Origin of the sequence: Pseudoxanthomonas sp. Root630, from assembly GCF_001427585.1 — a bacterium.
Classification (GTDB): Bacteria; Pseudomonadota; Gammaproteobacteria; order Xanthomonadales; family Xanthomonadaceae; genus Pseudoxanthomonas_A.
This window is the reverse complement of sequence record NZ_LMGY01000017.1, coordinates 281,997-298,034: the sequence shown is the minus strand read 5'-3', so window position 1 is coordinate 298,034 and position 16,038 is coordinate 281,997. Positions and strand designations below refer to the sequence as shown.

Below are 16,038 nucleotides of genomic sequence, written 5' to 3'. Positions count from 1 at the left end.
GAGTGGTTTTCAGCCGCGGACAGGGTTTGACGTGGCGCCAGGTGCGTCCCCGTCGAGCTCCTCCCACCGTCGAGGCGTCCAACCCCAGTTCGCCCGCCCAGTCGGCGCACGTTCGGGTTTTCGCCGTCGCGCGGATTTGGACCACCAAATCGTCGGTCAGCTTTGCCCCGCTCCACGCCTCGCCGTTCTTGCGCCGACGTTGAGCGGCGCGGCGCACGTTTTGCCCCGGCGTCAGCAGCTGCAGGTTGGACGCTCGGTTGTCGCTACGCTGGTGGTTCTTGTGGTCAATCTGGCGTCCGAACGGGATAGCCCCATGGATCGACTCCCAAACGATCCTGTGTGCGTACTGCTCGCTGCCGCTCCTGTGCGACCGGCGTCCAATCCGCACGTACCCATCAGCGCAGACGCCGCCGATGGGGACTAGGCGAGCGTTGTAGACCTGGCCCGTGCGGGGGTCCGCGTAGGTGGCCGACCCGAAGTGCGGCCGCAGACGCCGGATGGTCGCCGATGTCAGGCCGGAAGCCTTACGCAGATCCGCATGGAGAGCCGCAGGATCAGCGACGACGCCATTGGGCAGCCTCACACTCGCCCGGGGTCGCGCGCCGCTCCTGCGCGCTCCTGTGCGGCTTCCGTGGGGGTCGGCTGGAGTAGCGGTTGAGCGCCGGCTCATCGGGCACCTCCCGAACGGCCGTTCACCGCGTCGGAATCAGCCTGCAGACGCTCCACCAAGGCGGCGATGTCCGAGCCCAGCCAGACCTTCAGTCCGCCCATCTGGACGGGCTTCGGGTAGATACCAGCGGCCATGCCCTTGTAGAGAGCAGCGTGCCCAATGGGGAGGATTCCGCGCGTTGCCGGCTTGTCACCCTTGGCCGGGTGATTCACCAGTTCGCGGAAGCGGATGATGGCGGGAATGGGGGCGATCACTTCGCACCCGCCTTGCTGGCGATCGCCTGCACCTCATCCCGGCGCCACACGGTGACGCCACGCGAGAGCTTCACGCCCGCTGGATAGCGCTTCGCCTTGACCCCCAGCCACCAGGTAGATGCCGAGATCGGCAGGATCCCCGGCTCTGCAGGGCGATCACCCTTTGCCGGTCGACCTACGATCTGAGCAACCCGCACAAACTCGCTCGCTGCCAGGGCCGTCATGCGGCACCTCCAGCCTTCCGCACAGCCTGCTCTGCCACCCAGGCCTTCAGCTGGTCTTCGTCAATCAGGACGCGGCTACCAACGCGCTCGATCGCATGGGCGAGCCCATTCGTCGCTGCGTTCTTTACCCACCATCTACATTGCGTTTCGGTCCACGGATGGCGCTTGGCCAGTTGACCGATCGTATGAAGATTCCTTCCCATCTTTTCTCCTCTAGCGCCGCGAGAGTCGTTAGCGGCGTGAGGGAATCGTGGAGTGGGGAAGTCATGCGAAATAGACCTTATGCGAGCATTGGCGCCCCTTGAGCCGGCATGCATACCCCGTGTGCATGCATGCCGGGTATCAGGTCACTTGATCCCTGCTTTGACGAACCAGCCCTCGATGGTCTTGAAGGCCTGGATTGGGTCAGCGCTCAAGGTGACATTTCTGGCTTTACCCCTCTCGTCGTAGAGAGTTCGAACTGCATCCATCATCCCGAGGATGCTCTGTCGGCGGCTCTTGCTCGGATTCAACGCCAGGTCACTTGCTCTACGCTTGAAGGCTTCTTGTCGGACATCTTCAAGCCACTCCCACCCTGCGGCAGCTGCGGCTTTCGCTTCCTCACGACGTTTGCTTCGCGGGGAGGCCCTTAAGAGATTGGACGCAGCGCTTGTAAGGAGGTCGAGAGCATCCCTCCAGGCCATTCCTTCCATGACTCGCTGCCTAGCATCTACAGCCTCGACGTAGGCATCCACGAGGCCCTGATAGTCCATTGCCTCGGCAAGCGTCCCGAAGTCGTATTGGTTCTCGAAGGAGTAGAACTTGCTACGCATCTCCCGTGCACGCTCATAGCTCTCTGGAGAGTGTTCCCATTCGAGGGCATCGGCGATATCAAGAGCAAGGTTGTCCATGTGTGCAACTGTTCGCTGGAGCAGTCGCAGGTTCCCGTCTCCCATATCTGGGTAGATGGTGCGGAGCTGCTTCATCTCTTCTTCTTGGCGGCTCTTGATCGAGTCAAGGCGCACCCGCTCTTCGTCAGGCGACAATGTGCCCGCCTGCTCCGCCGCTTCCCACTCTGCAATCTCTTCGTCAGACAAGGCCAAGGCATACTCGGCCAACCTTGGATTCAATCCCGGCTGGAGGGTTAGTTTCGCTGCAATCTCCTCCTGAACTGCCCTTGCGTGAGCCAGCATTTCAGGTGTGATGGGGCCGTATGGGCCCAAGTCATCGTTGTTCTCGTCGGCCATCTCTTGCGCCCTCGCGCAGTACCTAGAGTGCGCCCGCCAGGCCGGTAGGTGGCCGGCTCTTCGCTCCGTCGAGCTAGGCGGGGTGGTCGGATTGTCACTTCCTGCCGTCGCAGGTCCTGCAACACTTTGCACCATGACACCCCCGGGGACGCCAAGATTGACATTGGCGCCCGGGAGGCCTTGTGCCGTCTACGTTTCGATGTGGAACAGAACTGTGTGAAACCCTCAGCCTGCGGCGGTAAACAGCCCCCGCTGCCCCTCCTGTTGCTTGGCCCTAGGGGCACGGATCCCGTGCTTCTGGCGCCACTCCCTCAGTGCATCGGCATAGCTTCCATGCCTCTTGGTCTGGCAACACCGGCACTCGACGAAATGCCCGCCTCCGGCGCTGGGCCGGCGCATGTCCAGCATGTGGCGGGCGTGGTGGCCCCGGGCGCATCGGGGGACGGGCTGGGCTTCGGTGACTTCGCGCTGTGTCATACGTGCGTCCTCCTCGCCATGGCACGCCAGTAGACCGTCGTCCTGCGCTTGCCTCCCAGTTTCTCCCGCATGTGGCGCAGGAATCGGCGGCGGTCCCAGCGGTACAGAGCCAGGAAGCCACGCCGAAAGTCCTCCATCTGCTCGTGCTTCTCCATGGTGATAGGGCCGTGCACCGGCGAGTGGAGCATCGCCAGCGAGCCCGCCGCCATCTTCCGGGCTGCGTCTACGTCGTCCTCGCACGCCGCCAGCTGCTTTGCCCACTGCTCGGGGTACAGGGTTGGGAAGTCCAGGGAGTCGAAGAACGCGAGCGGCTTATGCGTCCAGGGGTGTTGTTTAGGCGTGCGCATGGGTGCGTCCCTCCCTCGCTTGGATCAGTTCGGCGGCGCTACGCCAGGCGCGGCGCCAGCGGTAGGCGGTGGCCCGGCACATGCCGAAGCGGTGCATTAGCTGGGCCGGCGTGGGCTCGTGTCGGAACTCCTGGGCAATGACAGCCGCCAGGAACATGCAGCCGTTCGCGTTGGGCGGGATGCTCAGCGATTCATTGCGGTAGGCGGGCTTAGGCATGGTCGCCGTCCCTCACTGCCTTACGCAGCGCGTCAAGACTCTCGTGTTTCGCTTGGCTTCTCGCCGCATCGCGTCGACGCTCGGCCGGGGTCTGGCGCGGCACCGTGCCGAATGCTTGTAGGCGGATCATGGTCGCGGCCAAGTCCGACACCACGCCACGTGCGCATTCCTCGTGGCGCATTTCCTCCTCACGGTTGCGGCTTGCCGTGCAACCGTGCGAACGCAGGCCACCGTAGCGAACCATGTAGGCCAGGGAATTGAGGGTGTCCACTGCCAGCGCAAGAGCGCCCACCATGTCGTCCGCTGCGATAGGTTCGCCAGCGTGCGCTAATGCTAGGCGGTAGTGGTCGGGCCCTTCGCCGAAGTGGTCCGTGGCGATCCCCGACATGCTCGTCTCACCGAACCATGCGAGGCTAGGACGCTCGCCGCGCGCCCAACGCTCCAGACCGCGGCTGCGCTCTGCGTCATCCTCACGCATGCGTGCGAAACAGGCCGCTAAGCCGGCGTCCAGGTCGTCCCCGACCGATTGGGTGGGCGACTTCGCGCGCGTCTTGCGGGCGCGCTTGGGTTTGGGCTCCGGTGTGCGGATGGCGAACCGGGGGAAGGCAATGACGTTACCCATGGCGCGCGCCCTCCAGGTCTTGGGCCAGCGGTGCAATGCCGGCCTCGCGGGCAGCCCACAGCAGACGGTCGAGCGCGTGGGCGTATTTGCTGGCCTCGCCCGTCACGTAGTCGTACAGGTCGGCCACGATCTGGCAGCGGATGGCGTGCTCCTCGGGGCCTGCTTTCGCCTGGGCGGTCAGCTCCTGGGGCGTCATCGTCAGGACGCGCAGGGCCGTGCGGCGCATCACGTCGCGGTTGGTGCAGGCAATCGGGCTTAGGTGGGCGCCGGCCTGCTCTTTCGTCAGCAGGGGCACGAAGGCGGGGGCGTTGTCAGTCATGGCGGACGCCCTCCAATTCCAGCGAACGGAGAACCGTTGCAGCCGCTTCGATCAAGCCTTGTGCGCGGCCAATGCGGTGCAGGCGGGAACTGGCCGGATCGTCAGCGCCGTAGTTGCACAGAATGTCCTCTGCGGCCCCAAGGCATGCGAATGCCTCTCGCGTGACATCGCTCAGGAATCGGCCCGTCTGCGGGGTTTCCGGGGCGGTTGCGTCGATGTCAGCCACGGATCACCCCCACGGCGGACAAGTCGCGGTTGATCGGGTGGCAGGGGTCGGCCTTGATCGCCGGCAGCGCCAGGACAAGGGCCAGGAGAGAAAGAACCGCGAACGTCGGGTAAAGCCTGCGCTCTGCGGACAGCCAGTGATTGGCCGATTTGATGGCGACCTGCGTTTGATACAGGGCCAAGATTGAACGATTTTTCAGGCGCGACACTGCCCGCGCCAAGCGATCACCGGTAGAATTCCGGGTTGCCATGGTCGTCTCCTAACAGACGGTTGTGGTAGGCGGGCCAGGTGTTACTAGCACCTGGTTCCGCCGCTTCTATAGCGGCTCTGCTGCGTTTTCTCTGACTCTCCTTCCCTCCTCTACGTTAGAGCCATTGGCGCGCCTCTGTGGCGCTCTCAGGCGGTTCTGGTTGCTTTCGTCTTGCGAATGGGAACGACCTTCTCCGGCGCAGTACGTAGGCCGTCGAGGTAGTCCGCCCACCCTTGCATCATCTTCTTGCGCTCCGGCAGGTGCGTGGTGCGGTTGTATGCCCTGCCCAGCGGATCCTTCACCGCGTGCGCGAGCTGGTGCTCGATGAAGTCGGGCCTGAAACCAAGCACCTCATCCAGCACAGTGCGGGCCATGGCGCGGAATCCGTGGCCGGTCATCGTGTCGCGGTCGTAGCCGAGGTAACGCAACGCTGCGTTGACTGTGTTCTCTGACATTGGGCGACCGGCCGAGCGCTCGCCTGGAAACACGTAGGGGCTGCGGCGGGTGTAAGGCTGCAGCTCCCGCAGGATCTCCACGGCCTGGGTCGATAGCGGCACGATGTGCTGAGAGTTCGTCTTGGTGACCATGTAGCGCCACTCGGCGCCATCCAGATCGATGTCGCCCCACTTCGCCTGGCGCAACTCACCAGGGCGGACGAATACCAGCGGGGCCAGCTTGAGCGCAGCGCGCACGACGACAGTGCCCTGGTAGCCATGAAGCGCCCGCAGGAGAGCCCCGATGTCGTCCGGGCTGGTGACGCTTGGGAAGTGCCTGGTCTGGACCTGCTCAAGAGCGCCCGTCAGATCCGGTGCCGGGTTGCTGATGGCGCGGCCCGTCGCGATCGCGTACTTGAAGATGCGCCCGGCCAAGGCTCGCACGCGGTGAGTCGTCTCGATGACCCCGCGGTTTTCCAATTTGCGAAGGGCGGCCAGCAGTAGGGGGGCGGTTACTTCGCTGATGGGCGTGTCGTAGATCGGCGCCAGATACTTCTCCAGCGCGCGGCGGTCCCGCTCGACCGAGTGCGGCGTCATCCCCTCGCGCTCCCGCTTGGCGATGTACTCCAAGCCAATCGCGCCGAACGTGTTGGAGTGCTTCTCGACGCTAGCGGCCCTAGCAGCGCGCTGGGCGTGCGCGGGATTCGTTCCCGCCTTGACCATCGCCCGAAGCCTGTCGCGCTCCTGACGCGCGTCCTGAAGCGTTACGGCTGGGTATTCGCCAATGGTGACCATGCTGGGCTTTTGGGCGAACCGATAGCGGTACCGCCAAACCTTCGCGCCAGTGGGCCTGATCTCGATGCAGAGGCCATTCGAATCCGCCACGCGGTAGGACGCGTCCTGCGCTTTCAGCGCTCGAAGCTTAGTGTCCGTAAGCATCCTGGCGACTCCCCTATGAGTCGGGGACGATGTGTCGCATCCCCTGACACACAGCCTGACTCACTTTTCCGTCGGATGCAATAGGATTGATTCGGACGGATTAAGACGGTCAGACAAGCGGTTTTCAGGGGTTTCGGGGTCTTGCCGGATTGCCTAGGACCCCGTCGGTCTACGTTTTGGTGCCCGGAGCCGGAATCGAACCGGCATGGCCTCGCGGCCGGCGGATTTTAAGTCCGATGCGTCTACCAATTTCGCCATCCGGGCACGGGGATAGCCTGCCTCAGTCGTGCCGCCTTGGAAAGCGGCACGCTTCCGATCGCCGGAAACAGCGAAGCCCCGCGAGCGGGGCTTCGGCGTGCTCCCCGAGGGGAGCGAATGTGGAGCGGGAAAAGGGACTCGAACCCTCGACCCCGACCTTGGCAAGGTCGTGCTCTACCAACTGAGCTATTCCCGCATGGACGATGCGCGCATCGCCGGTTCTACATTGGAGGCCTCGAGCGGAATCGAACCGCTGTAAACGGATTTGCAATCCGGTGCATCACCACTCTGCCACGAGGCCGAACTTCTTCAGCGGATCCATATTGCGCTGCAATCCACCGAATTACCACTCTGCCACCTGCCTGGCGGCGACCGCGCCAGACGGGCGCGATCAGGGCACGCCTTCCTGGCGCCCTACAACACAAAACCCCGCGAACGGGGTTTTGTGGGCCGACCCTCTCGGGACGATAAAACTGGAGCGGGAAAAGGGACTCGAACCCTCGACCCCGACCTTGGCAAGGTCGTGCTCTACCAACTGAGCTATTCCCGCGTCGTGAGAGGCGAAATTGTAGCGGGTTGTTCGGAACTGTCAACCGTCTTTTTCTCGCCCTCGCGCAGGATCGGCCACGCCGCGAGCAAATACTGGATGCCCGACCACAGGGTCAGCAGGGCCGCGATGGCCAGCAGCCAGTCGCCCAGCACGAACACCCACCGCCCCATCCAGATGTCGGACAGTTGCTGCGAACCCGGTGTGGATGCGTACAGCAGGCAGGACAGCGCCACCATCTGCACGATGGTCTTGATCTTGCCCAGCGCCGCGACTTTCACGGTGGCGCGCTGGCCCAGCTCCGCCATCCATTCGCGCAGCGCGGACACGGCGATCTCGCGCCCGACGATGACGGCCGCCCAGATCGCCATCCACATCGTGGGGGTGTCCTGCACGATGAGGAACAGCGACACGGCCACCATCAGCTTGTCGGCGACCGGGTCGAGGAAGGCCCCAAAGGCTGAATACAAGTGATACCGACGCGCGATCCAGCCATCCAGCCAATCGGTGACGGCCGCCAGGATGAAGATGAAAGCCGCCGCGAAGTTGGTCCACGTATAGGGCAGGTAGAACACCAGCACCAGCACCGGGATCAGCAAGATCCGCAGCAGCGTGAGCCAGGTGGGAACGGTCAACTTCATCGGACTTACTCGGTTCCGGCCTCGGGCGACGGCAGCCCGTGCAGGTTAGCGTAGATTCGCTCCGCGAGCGCGGCGTTCACGCCCTCGACGCGCGCGATCTCGTCCACGCCGGCCGCTTTCAACCCCGCCAGTCCACCGAAATGCTTCAGCAGGCTGGCGCGGCGGCGCGGCCCGATGCCGGGGATATCCTCCAGCTTGCTGGTCATCCGCGCTTTCTGGCGCTTGCCGCGATGCCCGGTGATCGCGAAGCGGTGGGCCTCGTCGCGCACCTGCTGGATCAGTTGCAGCGCGGGCGACGCCGCGCCCGGGCGCAGCTCGCGTCCGTCAGGCAACACCAGCGCTTCATGCCCCGCCCGGCGCTCGACCCCCTTGGCGACGCCCACCAGCGTGACGCCTGCGACGCCCAGGTCCGCCAAGGCGGCCTGCGCCTGCGCCAACTGGCCGGCACCGCCGTCGATCAGCAGCACATCGGGCATCACGCCCCCCTCCTCCACCGCGCGCCGGAAGCGCCGCTCGATGGCCTGGTGCATGGCCGCGAAATCGTCACCCGGGGTGATGCCGGTGATGTTGTAGCGGCGGTACTGCGAGCGAACCGCACCGTTGGCATCGAACACGACGCAGGACGCCACCGTCGCCTCGCCCATCGTATGGCTGATGTCGAAGCATTCGATCCGCTTGGCGACATCGGGCAGTCCCAGCAGGTCCTTCAGCGCCTCGCTGCGTGCGGTCTGCGCATTGCGGCTGGTGAGCTCGGTGGTCAGCGCGATTTCCGCATTGCGCTTGGCCAGTTCCAGGTAGCCGGCGCGCTCGGTCCGCACGTTCCACTTGAGCTGCACCTTGCGGTCGGCCGATGCGGCGAGCGCGTGTTCGATCAGTTCCGCGTCCGGAATCTCGCGATCCAGGACGATCTCCTGCGGCGCGGGCTGTTCGGCGTAGTACTGGGAAACGAAGGCGCCGAGGACTTCGTCGGCACTGTCCTCGCCATTGGTCTTCGGGAAGAACGTGCGGGTACCCAGGTTGCGGCCGTCACGGAAAGCGAGCAGCAGCACACAGGCCTGGCTGCCCTGCATCGCACAGGCCAGTACGTCGAGATCCGCGGCGTGTCCGTCCACGTACTGGCGCGCCTGCAGGGTGCGGATCGAGGCGACAAGGTCGCGCAGGCGCGCCGCGCGTTCGAACTCCAGCGCGCTACTCGCCTGCTCCATTCCCTGGGTGAGTTCCTTGGTCAGCTCATCGCTGCGGCCATCGAGGAACAGGCCGGCCTGCCGCACCGATTCCGCATAGTCCGCCTCCGCGACCAGACCGACGCAGGGTCCGCTGCAGCGCCCGATCTGGTACTGCAGGCAGGGCCGCGACCGGTTGCGGAACACGCTGTCCTCGCAGTTGCGGATGCGGAACAACTTCTGCATCAGGTTCAGCGTTTCGCGAACGGCGACCACGCTCGGATACGGCCCGAAATAGCGCCCCGGCGTTGCCCGCGCGCCGCGGTGGAACGCGATGCGCGGCCACTCCTCGCGCGTGAGCAGGACGTAGGGATAGCTCTTGTCGTCGCGCAGGAGCACGTTGTAGCGCGGCGTCAGCGACTTGATCAGCTGGTTCTCCAGCAGCAGCGCTTCGGCTTCGGTGCGGGTAACGGTCACGTCCATGCGCGCGACCTGGGTCAGCATCGACAGGATCCGCGGGGACTTGGGTGAATTGTTGAAGTAGCTCGTGACGCGCTTGCGCAGCGCGCCCGCCTTGCCGACGTACAGCAGCGCGTCGTCGGCCGCATACATGCGGTACACGCCGGGGGCCGTGCTCAGGCCGGCCGCGAAGACCTTGCCGTCGAAGGCCGGCTGGGGACTACCACTCATTCGTCGATCGGAACGTGGCTCAATTCGCCGGTGGCGATATCGTAGCGCAGGACCGCATGGGCGTCGGTCTCGGCGATCCAGACCGCACCGGCCGCGATGGAAAGGCCCGCAGGCCCGTGCAGGCTGCGTGGCAGCGCGACGGTGGTCAGCTCGCCGCCACCGAGCCTCAGCGTGCGCAGGCTGCCGTTGCCGCTGTCGGCGATCCACATGACCGGCGCGTCGGGACTCAGCGCGATCGCCTGGGGATGCTGCAGGCGCGCGCCTTCGCGCGGGCCATCCTCCGCACCGAACGTCCACGCGTTCTGCCCCACGAGCGTCTGCACGGTATCGCCGCGCAACTGCATGGAGCGCAGCGACGAACCCACGGCATCGCAGACGTACAGCGTCTGCAGCACCGCCGTCAGTCCTGCCGGCTGCGCGAACGCCGCCATGGGGCCGCTGCCGTCGCGGACATCGAGTTGCCCGGAACCCGCGCGTGCGCGGAGTTCGCGCGTGCCCAGGTCATAGCTCCAGACCCGGTTGTCCCCGGCCATGGCCAGGAATATCTGGTTGTTGTTCACCACCAGCGCCTGCGGCTGGTTCAGCGCCACGTTCCGCGCCACGTCGACCACGCCGTCGGTCGGCTCGCCGGCGCGACCGTTGCCGCACAGCGTGTCCACCGTGCTGGTGGGCAGGTTGATGCGACGCAGCGCATGGTTGCCCGTATCCGCGACGTAGAGCGACTCGCGCACCAGCGCCAGCCCCTGCGGCCGACGGAAGGCCGCGTGGTTGAGCTCGCCATCGGCGAAGTCCGCCGTGCCCATGCCGAACTGCCGGATCACCCGCCCCTGGTGATTGCACTCCAGCACGCGGTGGTGGCCGCTGTCCGCCACGAACAGGCGATCCGGCGTGGCCACCAGGCCGGTGGGGAAACACAACGGCATGCGCGGCTCGGGGTGGGACTCCCGGAAGCTCCGCAGGTCGTCGTCCGGCGGCGCGTGCAGGCCATCGCACAGGCGGGCGATCTGCCGCTCGAGATCCTGCAGGCCGTCGGCGCCGATGGCCCGGTGCCGGACCTGGCCTTCGCCATCGATCAGGAGCACCGTCGGCCAGGCGTCCACGCCGTAGCGCTGCCAGGCGACCCAGTCGGCGTCGTGCGCCAGCGGCAGCACATTGCCGTGCCGGCGCAGGCGCTTGAGGGCTTGCTGGGGGTCGCGCTCGCTGTCGAAGCGCGGCACATGGATGGCCAGTGCCTGCAGGCGGCCCAGGTACCTGGCCTGAAGCACGGCCAGGTCATTCAGGCGCTGTGCGCACCAGGCCGAGGCGCTGTTGACGAACACCAGCGCAACGATCCGGCCCCGCTGCTCGTGCAGCGTGGTCGCCGGCGCATTCAGCCACTGGAGGCCACGCGGCAGTTCGGGGGCCAAGGTCATGTCCGTCATCGTCCCTGATTATGCCCAAGTCTCAGGTGATGGAGAGCCGGGCCACGACCGCCTGTGCGGCGGAATCGACCAATTGCCAGACTCGGCGGAAGTCTTCCGGCCCGCCCGTATAAGGGTCGGGCACCTCGCCGCCGGGCTCGATCCCGGCCCAGTCCAGCAGCAGGACGGCCCGGTCGCGGCGCGCGGCCGGCGCCAGCTTGCGGACATCGCGCAGGTTGTCGGCATCGGCGCACAGGAGCCAGTCGTAGTCGTCGAAGTCGGCAGGCCGCAGTTGGCGGGCACGCTGGCCACCGATGTCCACGCCATGGCTGCGGGCGCAGGCGATGGCACGACGATCCGGGGCTTCGCCCGCGTGCCAGCCGCCGGTGCCGGCCGAATCGACCTCTACCCGCCCCGCCAATGGCGCTGCGTCCAGGCGCGCCCGCAGCGCACCCTCCGCCATCGGCGAGCGGCAGATGTTGCCCAGGCACACGACCAACAACTTCACGCGCCGCCCTGGAGCAGGACTTCGGCGCGGGCCAGGTCCTCGGGGGTGTCGACGCCGGGCGGGAACGGCGCCGGGGTCAGGGCCACGGCGATCCGATGACCCGCTTCCAGCACCCGAAGCTGTTCGAGCGATTCCACCTGTTCCAGGCGGCCTGGCGGAAGCGTGGAGAAGCGACGCAGGAAGCCCGCCCGATAGGCATAGATGCCGATGTGCCGCAGCCACTGCCCCGGCGGCAATACCTCGCGCGAATGCGCGAAGCCATCGCGGTGCCACGGAATCGGCGCCCGGCTGAAATACAGCGCGTCGCCATTGGCCGCGCGTACCAGCTTCACGGCATTCGGGTCGAACAGCGTGGCCGCGTCCTCGATGGGCACCGCCAGCGTCGCCATGGGGGCGCCGCTGCCCGCCAGCGCTTCGGCCACGGCGCGGATGCCGGCGGGCGGCGCGAAAGGCTCGTCGCCTTGCAGGTTCACCACCAGCGCTTCGTCGTCCCAGCCGGCGATGTCGGCGCATTCGGCCAAGCGATCGCTGCCCGAGGCATGGCGCTCGGATGTCATCGCCACCTGCACCTCGGTCCCGGCAAGCGCATCCCGGATGCGCGCATCGTCGGTAGCGACCCAGACCTGCTGCGCGCCGGCCGCCAGTGCCCGTCGCGCAACGTGCACCACCAGCGGCGTGCCGCCGAGCAGACGCAGCGGTTTGCCCGGCAGTCGCGAAGCGGCGTAACGGGCGGGAATGGCGACGACGAAAGGTGGCATGGCGATGGACACCGGCAACAAGGTCAGGGAGACGGACGCGGCGGTGCGCCCAGCTTGTCGAGCAGGGCGATCCAGAAGGCTTCCGGGAGCTGGGCGGCGACTGGCACGCTGTAGAACCAATCGTTGGCGAAGGCGGTGCACTTCACGGCGTCCTTCTCGGTCATCAGCACGGGGAGTTCGCTGCCGAACGCGAAATCCTCCGCGCGGTAGTCGTGGTGATCGGCGAAGGCATGCGGCACCACGCCCAGGCCCCACGCCCGCAACATGGCGAAGAAGCGCGCCGGGTGACCGATGCCCGCGACCGCATGCACCCGCTGGCCTGCGAACGAAGCGAGCGCGCGCGGGCGCCCGCCCCGCAGCGGTACCGCGACCTCGGACTGCAGTTGCATCGGCCATTCACCGAAGGCCGCCTCGGCCTCGGGAGAAGCCAGGTTGACCACGCGGAAATCGCAATCGGCCGAGCGCGCCACCGGCTCGCGCAACGGCCCCGCCGGCATCATCCGGCCGTTGCCGTATCGACGCGCGCCGTCGATGACCTCGATCTCGATGTCGCGCCGCAAACGGTAGTGCTGAAGGCCGTCGTCGCAGACGATCACGTTGCAGCCGGCCGTGGCGAGGGCGCGCGCCGCCGCCACGCGATCGCGGTCGACGCGGACGCGCGTACCGGTCTGGCGCGCGATCAGCAGGGGCTCGTCGCCCCCGTCTTCGGCGGCGGTCGCGGCATCGACCCAGCGCGGCGTCGCTTCATCGCGACGGCCATAGCCGCGGCTGGCGACGCCGGGCTTGAACCCCGCGGCGCGCAAGCGTTCCACCAGCGCGATGGTCAGCGGCGTCTTGCCGGTGCCGCCTGCGGTGATGTTGCCCACCACGATCACCGGCACGCCCACGCCCAGGCGGCGCAGGAAGCCCGCGCGATAGAGCCGCAACCGCAAGGCGATGAGTGCCGCGTAGACGCCGGACAGCATGCGGGCCCAGAGGGGCACGGGGGCGTCGCCGAACCAGTAAGCGGGGGTCTGCGCCACGCGCTTGCTCACCCCGGTTCGCCCTCGCGGAACTGCATCTGGTGCAGGTGCGCGTACAGACCGCCCTTCGCGATGAGTTCGGCGTGCGTGCCCTGCTCCACCAGCCGGCCCTGATCGAGCACGAGGACCTGGTCGGCATGTTCGATGGTGGACAGACGGTGCGCGATCACCAGCGTGGTGCGGTCGGGCATCAGCTTCTGCAGCGCGTTCTGCACCAGCCGCTCGGACTCGTTGTCCAGCGCGGCCGTCGCCTCATCGAGGATCAGGATCGGCGCGTCCTTCAGCATCGCGCGCGCGATCGCCAGGCGTTGGCGCTGGCCACCCGACAACCGTCCGCCCTTGTTGCCGATCGGCGACTGCAGGCCATCCGGCAGTTCCTGGACGAATTCCATGGCGTTGGCGCCGCGCACCGCCGCGTCCATGCCGGCCGCGTCCGCACCCTGCAGTTCGCCATACGCGACATTGGCCGCCACCGTGCCGTCGAACAGCATCACCTGCTGCCCCACGAGGGCTATCTGGCGGCGCAGGTCGGCGAGCGGGTAGTCCTGCAACGGGTGCCCGTCCAGCAGGATCTGGCCGGATTCGGCTTCGTAGAACCGCGGGATCAGTTTGATCAGCGTCGACTTGCCGCTGCCCGAGCGACCGACGATCGCGGTGACGGTGCCGGGACGCGCGGTGAAGCTGATGGCCTCCAGCGCCGGACGCGCCTGCCCCGGGTAACGCGTGGTGATGTCGCGGAACTCCAGCAGGCCTTTCGCGCGGTCGAGGCTACGCTTGCCCGAGTCCTGTTCGTCTTCCGCGTCGAGCACGGAAAACAGGCGCTGCGCAGAAGCCACTCCACGCTGGAGCATGTTCTGCACGTTGGTGAGCTGCTTGAGCGCCGGGATGATCGCCATCATCGAGATCATCAGCGTGACGAAGCCGCCTGCCGTCAACCGCCCCGCCATCGCCTCCCTGCCCGCGAAGAACAGCAGCAGCGCCAGCCCGATCGCGCCCATCAGCTGGACCATCGCCGAGGAGATGCTGCGCGTGGCTTCGACCTTCATCGCCAGCTTGAGGTTGGCGTTGGCCAGGCCTTCGTAACGCGTGAGCTCGCTGCGCTGGGCGCCGTAGACCTTCACTTCCTGCTGATTGGAGAGCGTCTGGTCGGCCGCCTGCATCATCTCCGCCCCGCTCTCCTGGATGCGGTGACTGATGCGGCGGTAGCGCTTGGCTACCTTGTCCATGATCCACGACAGCGGCGGCGCCATGATCAGGATCGCCAGCGTGACCTGCCAGCTCGTCCAGAACATCACCACCAGCGCGGCGATGATCTGCAGGATCTGCTGCAGCATCACCTTCATCGCGTCGACGGCCGCCTGGGCCATCTGGTCGGCATCCGACCCGAGGCGAACCAGCATGGCGGGCACGGGCTCGGTATCGAAGCGCAATCCCGGCAGGCGCAGGTACTTGCCCAGCACGTTGACGCGGACATCGCGCGCGATGCTGCGCGCCGCCTTGCCCATGCCCATGTCGGTGACGTAACCGGCGATGCCGCGGATCACGAACAGCCCCACGATGGCCAGCGGCAACAGCAGGCTCTTGGCACGGTCGCGATCGATGAAGGTCTCGTTGACCACCGGCTCCATCAGTTTGCTGAAGGCGCCGCCCGCAGCGGCTTCGATCAGCATGCCGAGTCCCGCCAGCAACAGCAGGCCACGGTACGGCCGGGCGAACGTCATCAGCCTCCGGTAGACCTGCCAGGGCGACTGGGTATCGCTCACTTCCGCGCCTCCGGCGCCGTGGCGATGTTGATCCGGCGGAACCCCAGCTGGCCCAGCGCATCCAGCGCGGTGACCACCGCCTGGTGGGGGGTGCGGGCATCCGCGCGCAGCAGGACAGGCCGGCTGCGATCGCTGCCCGCCACCTGCTCGAGGGTCTGCTTGAGCGCGTCGATGTCGGTGCGCAGCACTTCGTGTTCGTCCACGAAGTAACGGCCATCCGCATTCACCAGCACGCTCAGTGCCTTGACCTGCGCGGCAACGGGTTCGCCGTTCGCGCTGGGCAGCTGCAGCTGCAGCATCGAGCGCGCGTCGAAGGTGGTGGTGATCACGAAGAAGATGATCAGTACCAGGATCACGTCGATCAGCGGCACCAGGTTGAGGTCGGGCTCGTCCTGCGCGCGGTCGTCACGGATGCGCATGCGGCGGCCTCAGGAACCCGTCGCTGCCGGCGTGGCCGCCGGACGCGGCACCGCGCGCGGATGGCGGGCCTCCAGGGCATCCACCAGGGCGCTGGCTTCCTTTTCCATCTCCATCACGTAGCCGGTCACCCGGCCACGGAAGTAGCGGTGGAACAGCAGGGCCGGAATCGCGACGATCATGCCCGCCGCCGCGCACACCAGCGCCTTGCCGATGCCGCCGGCCAGCGCATTGACGTCGCCAACGCCGCTGTCCTGGATGCCCAGGAACATCTGGATCATGCCCACCACGGTACCCAGCAGGCCCAGCAGCGGGCCGGCGGACGCGATGCTGCCCAGCGCATTGAGGAACTTCTCCATGCGATGGACCAGATGGCGACCGGTGTCCTCGATGCGCTCACGGATCTGGTCGCGCGGCTTGTTCCGCACGTCCAGCGCCGCCGCCAGCAGTTCACCCAGCGGCGAGTTCCGGCGCAGGGATTCGATGTGGGCCGGCTCCAACTGGCCGCGGGCGGCCCAGGTGCGGACTTCCTCGCCCAGCCCGGGCGGCAGGATCTCCTTGCGGCGCAGCGACCAGAAGCGTTCCACCACGATGGCCAGCGCCAACACGCCGAGCAGCAGCAGCGGGATCATCGGCCAACCGCCGGCCTTCACCAGTTCCAGCACG

19 protein-coding genes and 4 tRNA genes are annotated in these 16,038 nt (G+C 66.8%); all 23 read right to left on the bottom strand.

Annotation, left to right across the window (positions count from 1 at the left end):
• Positions 1 to 666 precede the first annotated feature (666 nt).
• Positions 667 to 924, bottom strand: coding sequence for a hypothetical protein (locus tag ASD72_RS16125; RefSeq protein WP_056880954.1), 258 nt, complete (start codon positions 922 to 924; stop codon positions 667 to 669).
• Positions 921 to 1,148 carry a hypothetical protein gene (locus ASD72_RS20690; RefSeq protein ID WP_081420390.1) on the bottom strand — a complete coding sequence of 76 codons (228 nt, stop codon included), beginning with the start codon at positions 1,146 to 1,148 and terminating at the stop codon, positions 921 to 923. The genes ASD72_RS16125 and ASD72_RS20690 overlap by 4 nt, the downstream gene beginning before the upstream one ends.
• Before the next feature lie 347 nt (positions 1,149 to 1,495).
• Positions 1,496 to 2,374: a hypothetical protein gene (locus tag ASD72_RS16120; protein ID WP_155944695.1), complete on the bottom strand. Its 879-nt coding sequence runs from the start codon at positions 2,372 to 2,374 to the stop codon at positions 1,496 to 1,498.
• A 473-nt stretch (positions 2,375 to 2,847) separates the two neighbouring features.
• Positions 2,848 to 3,198 carry a hypothetical protein gene (locus ASD72_RS16110; protein WP_056880951.1) on the bottom strand — a complete coding sequence of 117 codons (351 nt, stop codon included), beginning with the start codon at positions 3,196 to 3,198 and terminating at the stop codon, positions 2,848 to 2,850.
• A complete protein-coding gene (locus tag ASD72_RS21045; protein ID WP_155944694.1) occupies positions 3,185 to 3,415 on the bottom strand; it encodes a helix-turn-helix domain-containing protein in 231 nt (76 codons plus the stop codon). Before ASD72_RS21045 ends, ASD72_RS16110 begins: the two co-directional genes overlap by 14 nt.
• Positions 3,408 to 4,037 (bottom strand): hypothetical protein, encoded by a 630-nt coding sequence (locus tag ASD72_RS16105; protein ID WP_056880950.1) that lies wholly within the window; start codon positions 4,035 to 4,037, stop codon positions 3,408 to 3,410. Before ASD72_RS16105 ends, ASD72_RS21045 begins: the two co-directional genes overlap by 8 nt.
• Positions 4,030 to 4,356: a hypothetical protein gene (locus ASD72_RS16100; RefSeq protein WP_056880949.1), complete on the bottom strand. Its 327-nt coding sequence runs from the start codon at positions 4,354 to 4,356 to the stop codon at positions 4,030 to 4,032. Before ASD72_RS16100 ends, ASD72_RS16105 begins: the two co-directional genes overlap by 8 nt.
• Positions 4,349 to 4,582, bottom strand: coding sequence for a hypothetical protein (locus ASD72_RS16095; RefSeq protein WP_056880948.1), 234 nt, complete (start codon positions 4,580 to 4,582; stop codon positions 4,349 to 4,351). The genes ASD72_RS16100 and ASD72_RS16095 overlap by 8 nt, the downstream gene beginning before the upstream one ends.
• Positions 4,575 to 4,832, bottom strand: a complete 258-nt coding sequence (locus ASD72_RS16090; protein WP_155944693.1) for a hypothetical protein — start codon at positions 4,830 to 4,832, stop codon at positions 4,575 to 4,577. Before ASD72_RS16090 ends, ASD72_RS16095 begins: the two co-directional genes overlap by 8 nt.
• A 146-nt stretch (positions 4,833 to 4,978) precedes the next feature.
• Positions 4,979 to 6,205, bottom strand: coding sequence for an integrase arm-type DNA-binding domain-containing protein (locus ASD72_RS16085; protein WP_056880946.1), 1,227 nt, complete (start codon positions 6,203 to 6,205; stop codon positions 4,979 to 4,981).
• 177 nt (positions 6,206 to 6,382) lie between these two features.
• A tRNA-Leu gene (locus ASD72_RS16080) sits at positions 6,383 to 6,469 on the bottom strand.
• 114 nt (positions 6,470 to 6,583) lie between these two features.
• Positions 6,584 to 6,659, bottom strand: a tRNA-Gly gene (locus tag ASD72_RS16075).
• A gap of 31 nt (positions 6,660 to 6,690) precedes the next feature.
• Positions 6,691 to 6,764, bottom strand: a tRNA-Cys gene (locus tag ASD72_RS16070).
• Positions 6,765 to 6,937: 173 nt separating this feature from the next.
• Positions 6,938 to 7,013, bottom strand: a tRNA-Gly gene (locus ASD72_RS16065).
• Positions 7,004 to 7,651, bottom strand: coding sequence for a CDP-diacylglycerol--glycerol-3-phosphate 3-phosphatidyltransferase (gene pgsA / locus ASD72_RS20680; protein ID WP_081420388.1), 648 nt, complete (start codon positions 7,649 to 7,651; stop codon positions 7,004 to 7,006). The genes ASD72_RS16065 and pgsA overlap by 10 nt, the downstream gene beginning before the upstream one ends.
• Before the next feature lie 5 nt (positions 7,652 to 7,656).
• Entirely contained in the window at positions 7,657 to 9,504 is a 1,848-nt protein-coding gene (uvrC, locus tag ASD72_RS16055) for an excinuclease ABC subunit UvrC (RefSeq protein WP_056880944.1), read from the bottom strand.
• Positions 9,501 to 10,916: a hypothetical protein gene (locus ASD72_RS16050; RefSeq protein WP_056881089.1), complete on the bottom strand. Its 1,416-nt coding sequence runs from the start codon at positions 10,914 to 10,916 to the stop codon at positions 9,501 to 9,503. Before ASD72_RS16050 ends, uvrC begins: the two co-directional genes overlap by 4 nt.
• A gap of 31 nt (positions 10,917 to 10,947) precedes the next feature.
• Positions 10,948 to 11,412 (bottom strand): low molecular weight protein-tyrosine-phosphatase, encoded by a 465-nt coding sequence (locus ASD72_RS16045; protein WP_056880943.1) that lies wholly within the window; start codon positions 11,410 to 11,412, stop codon positions 10,948 to 10,950.
• Positions 11,409 to 12,170, bottom strand: a complete 762-nt coding sequence (gene kdsB, locus ASD72_RS16040) for a 3-deoxy-manno-octulosonate cytidylyltransferase (protein ID WP_056880942.1) — start codon at positions 12,168 to 12,170, stop codon at positions 11,409 to 11,411. Before kdsB ends, ASD72_RS16045 begins: the two co-directional genes overlap by 4 nt.
• Before the next feature lie 23 nt (positions 12,171 to 12,193).
• Complete coding sequence (gene lpxK / locus ASD72_RS16035) at positions 12,194 to 13,204, bottom strand: tetraacyldisaccharide 4'-kinase (RefSeq protein WP_056880941.1); 1,011 nt, start codon at positions 13,202 to 13,204, stop codon at positions 12,194 to 12,196.
• Positions 13,201 to 14,913, bottom strand: coding sequence for a lipid A export permease/ATP-binding protein MsbA (msbA, locus tag ASD72_RS16030; RefSeq protein ID WP_056881088.1), 1,713 nt, complete (start codon positions 14,911 to 14,913; stop codon positions 13,201 to 13,203). Before msbA ends, lpxK begins: the two co-directional genes overlap by 4 nt.
• Positions 14,914 to 14,951: 38 nt before the next feature.
• Positions 14,952 to 15,374: a biopolymer transporter ExbD gene (locus tag ASD72_RS16025; protein ID WP_056880940.1), complete on the bottom strand. Its 423-nt coding sequence runs from the start codon at positions 15,372 to 15,374 to the stop codon at positions 14,952 to 14,954.
• A gap of 9 nt (positions 15,375 to 15,383) precedes the next feature.
• Positions 15,384 to 16,037 carry a MotA/TolQ/ExbB proton channel family protein gene (locus ASD72_RS16020; protein WP_056880939.1) on the bottom strand — a complete coding sequence of 218 codons (654 nt, stop codon included), beginning with the start codon at positions 16,035 to 16,037 and terminating at the stop codon, positions 15,384 to 15,386.
• Position 16,038: the final 1 nt, after the last annotated feature.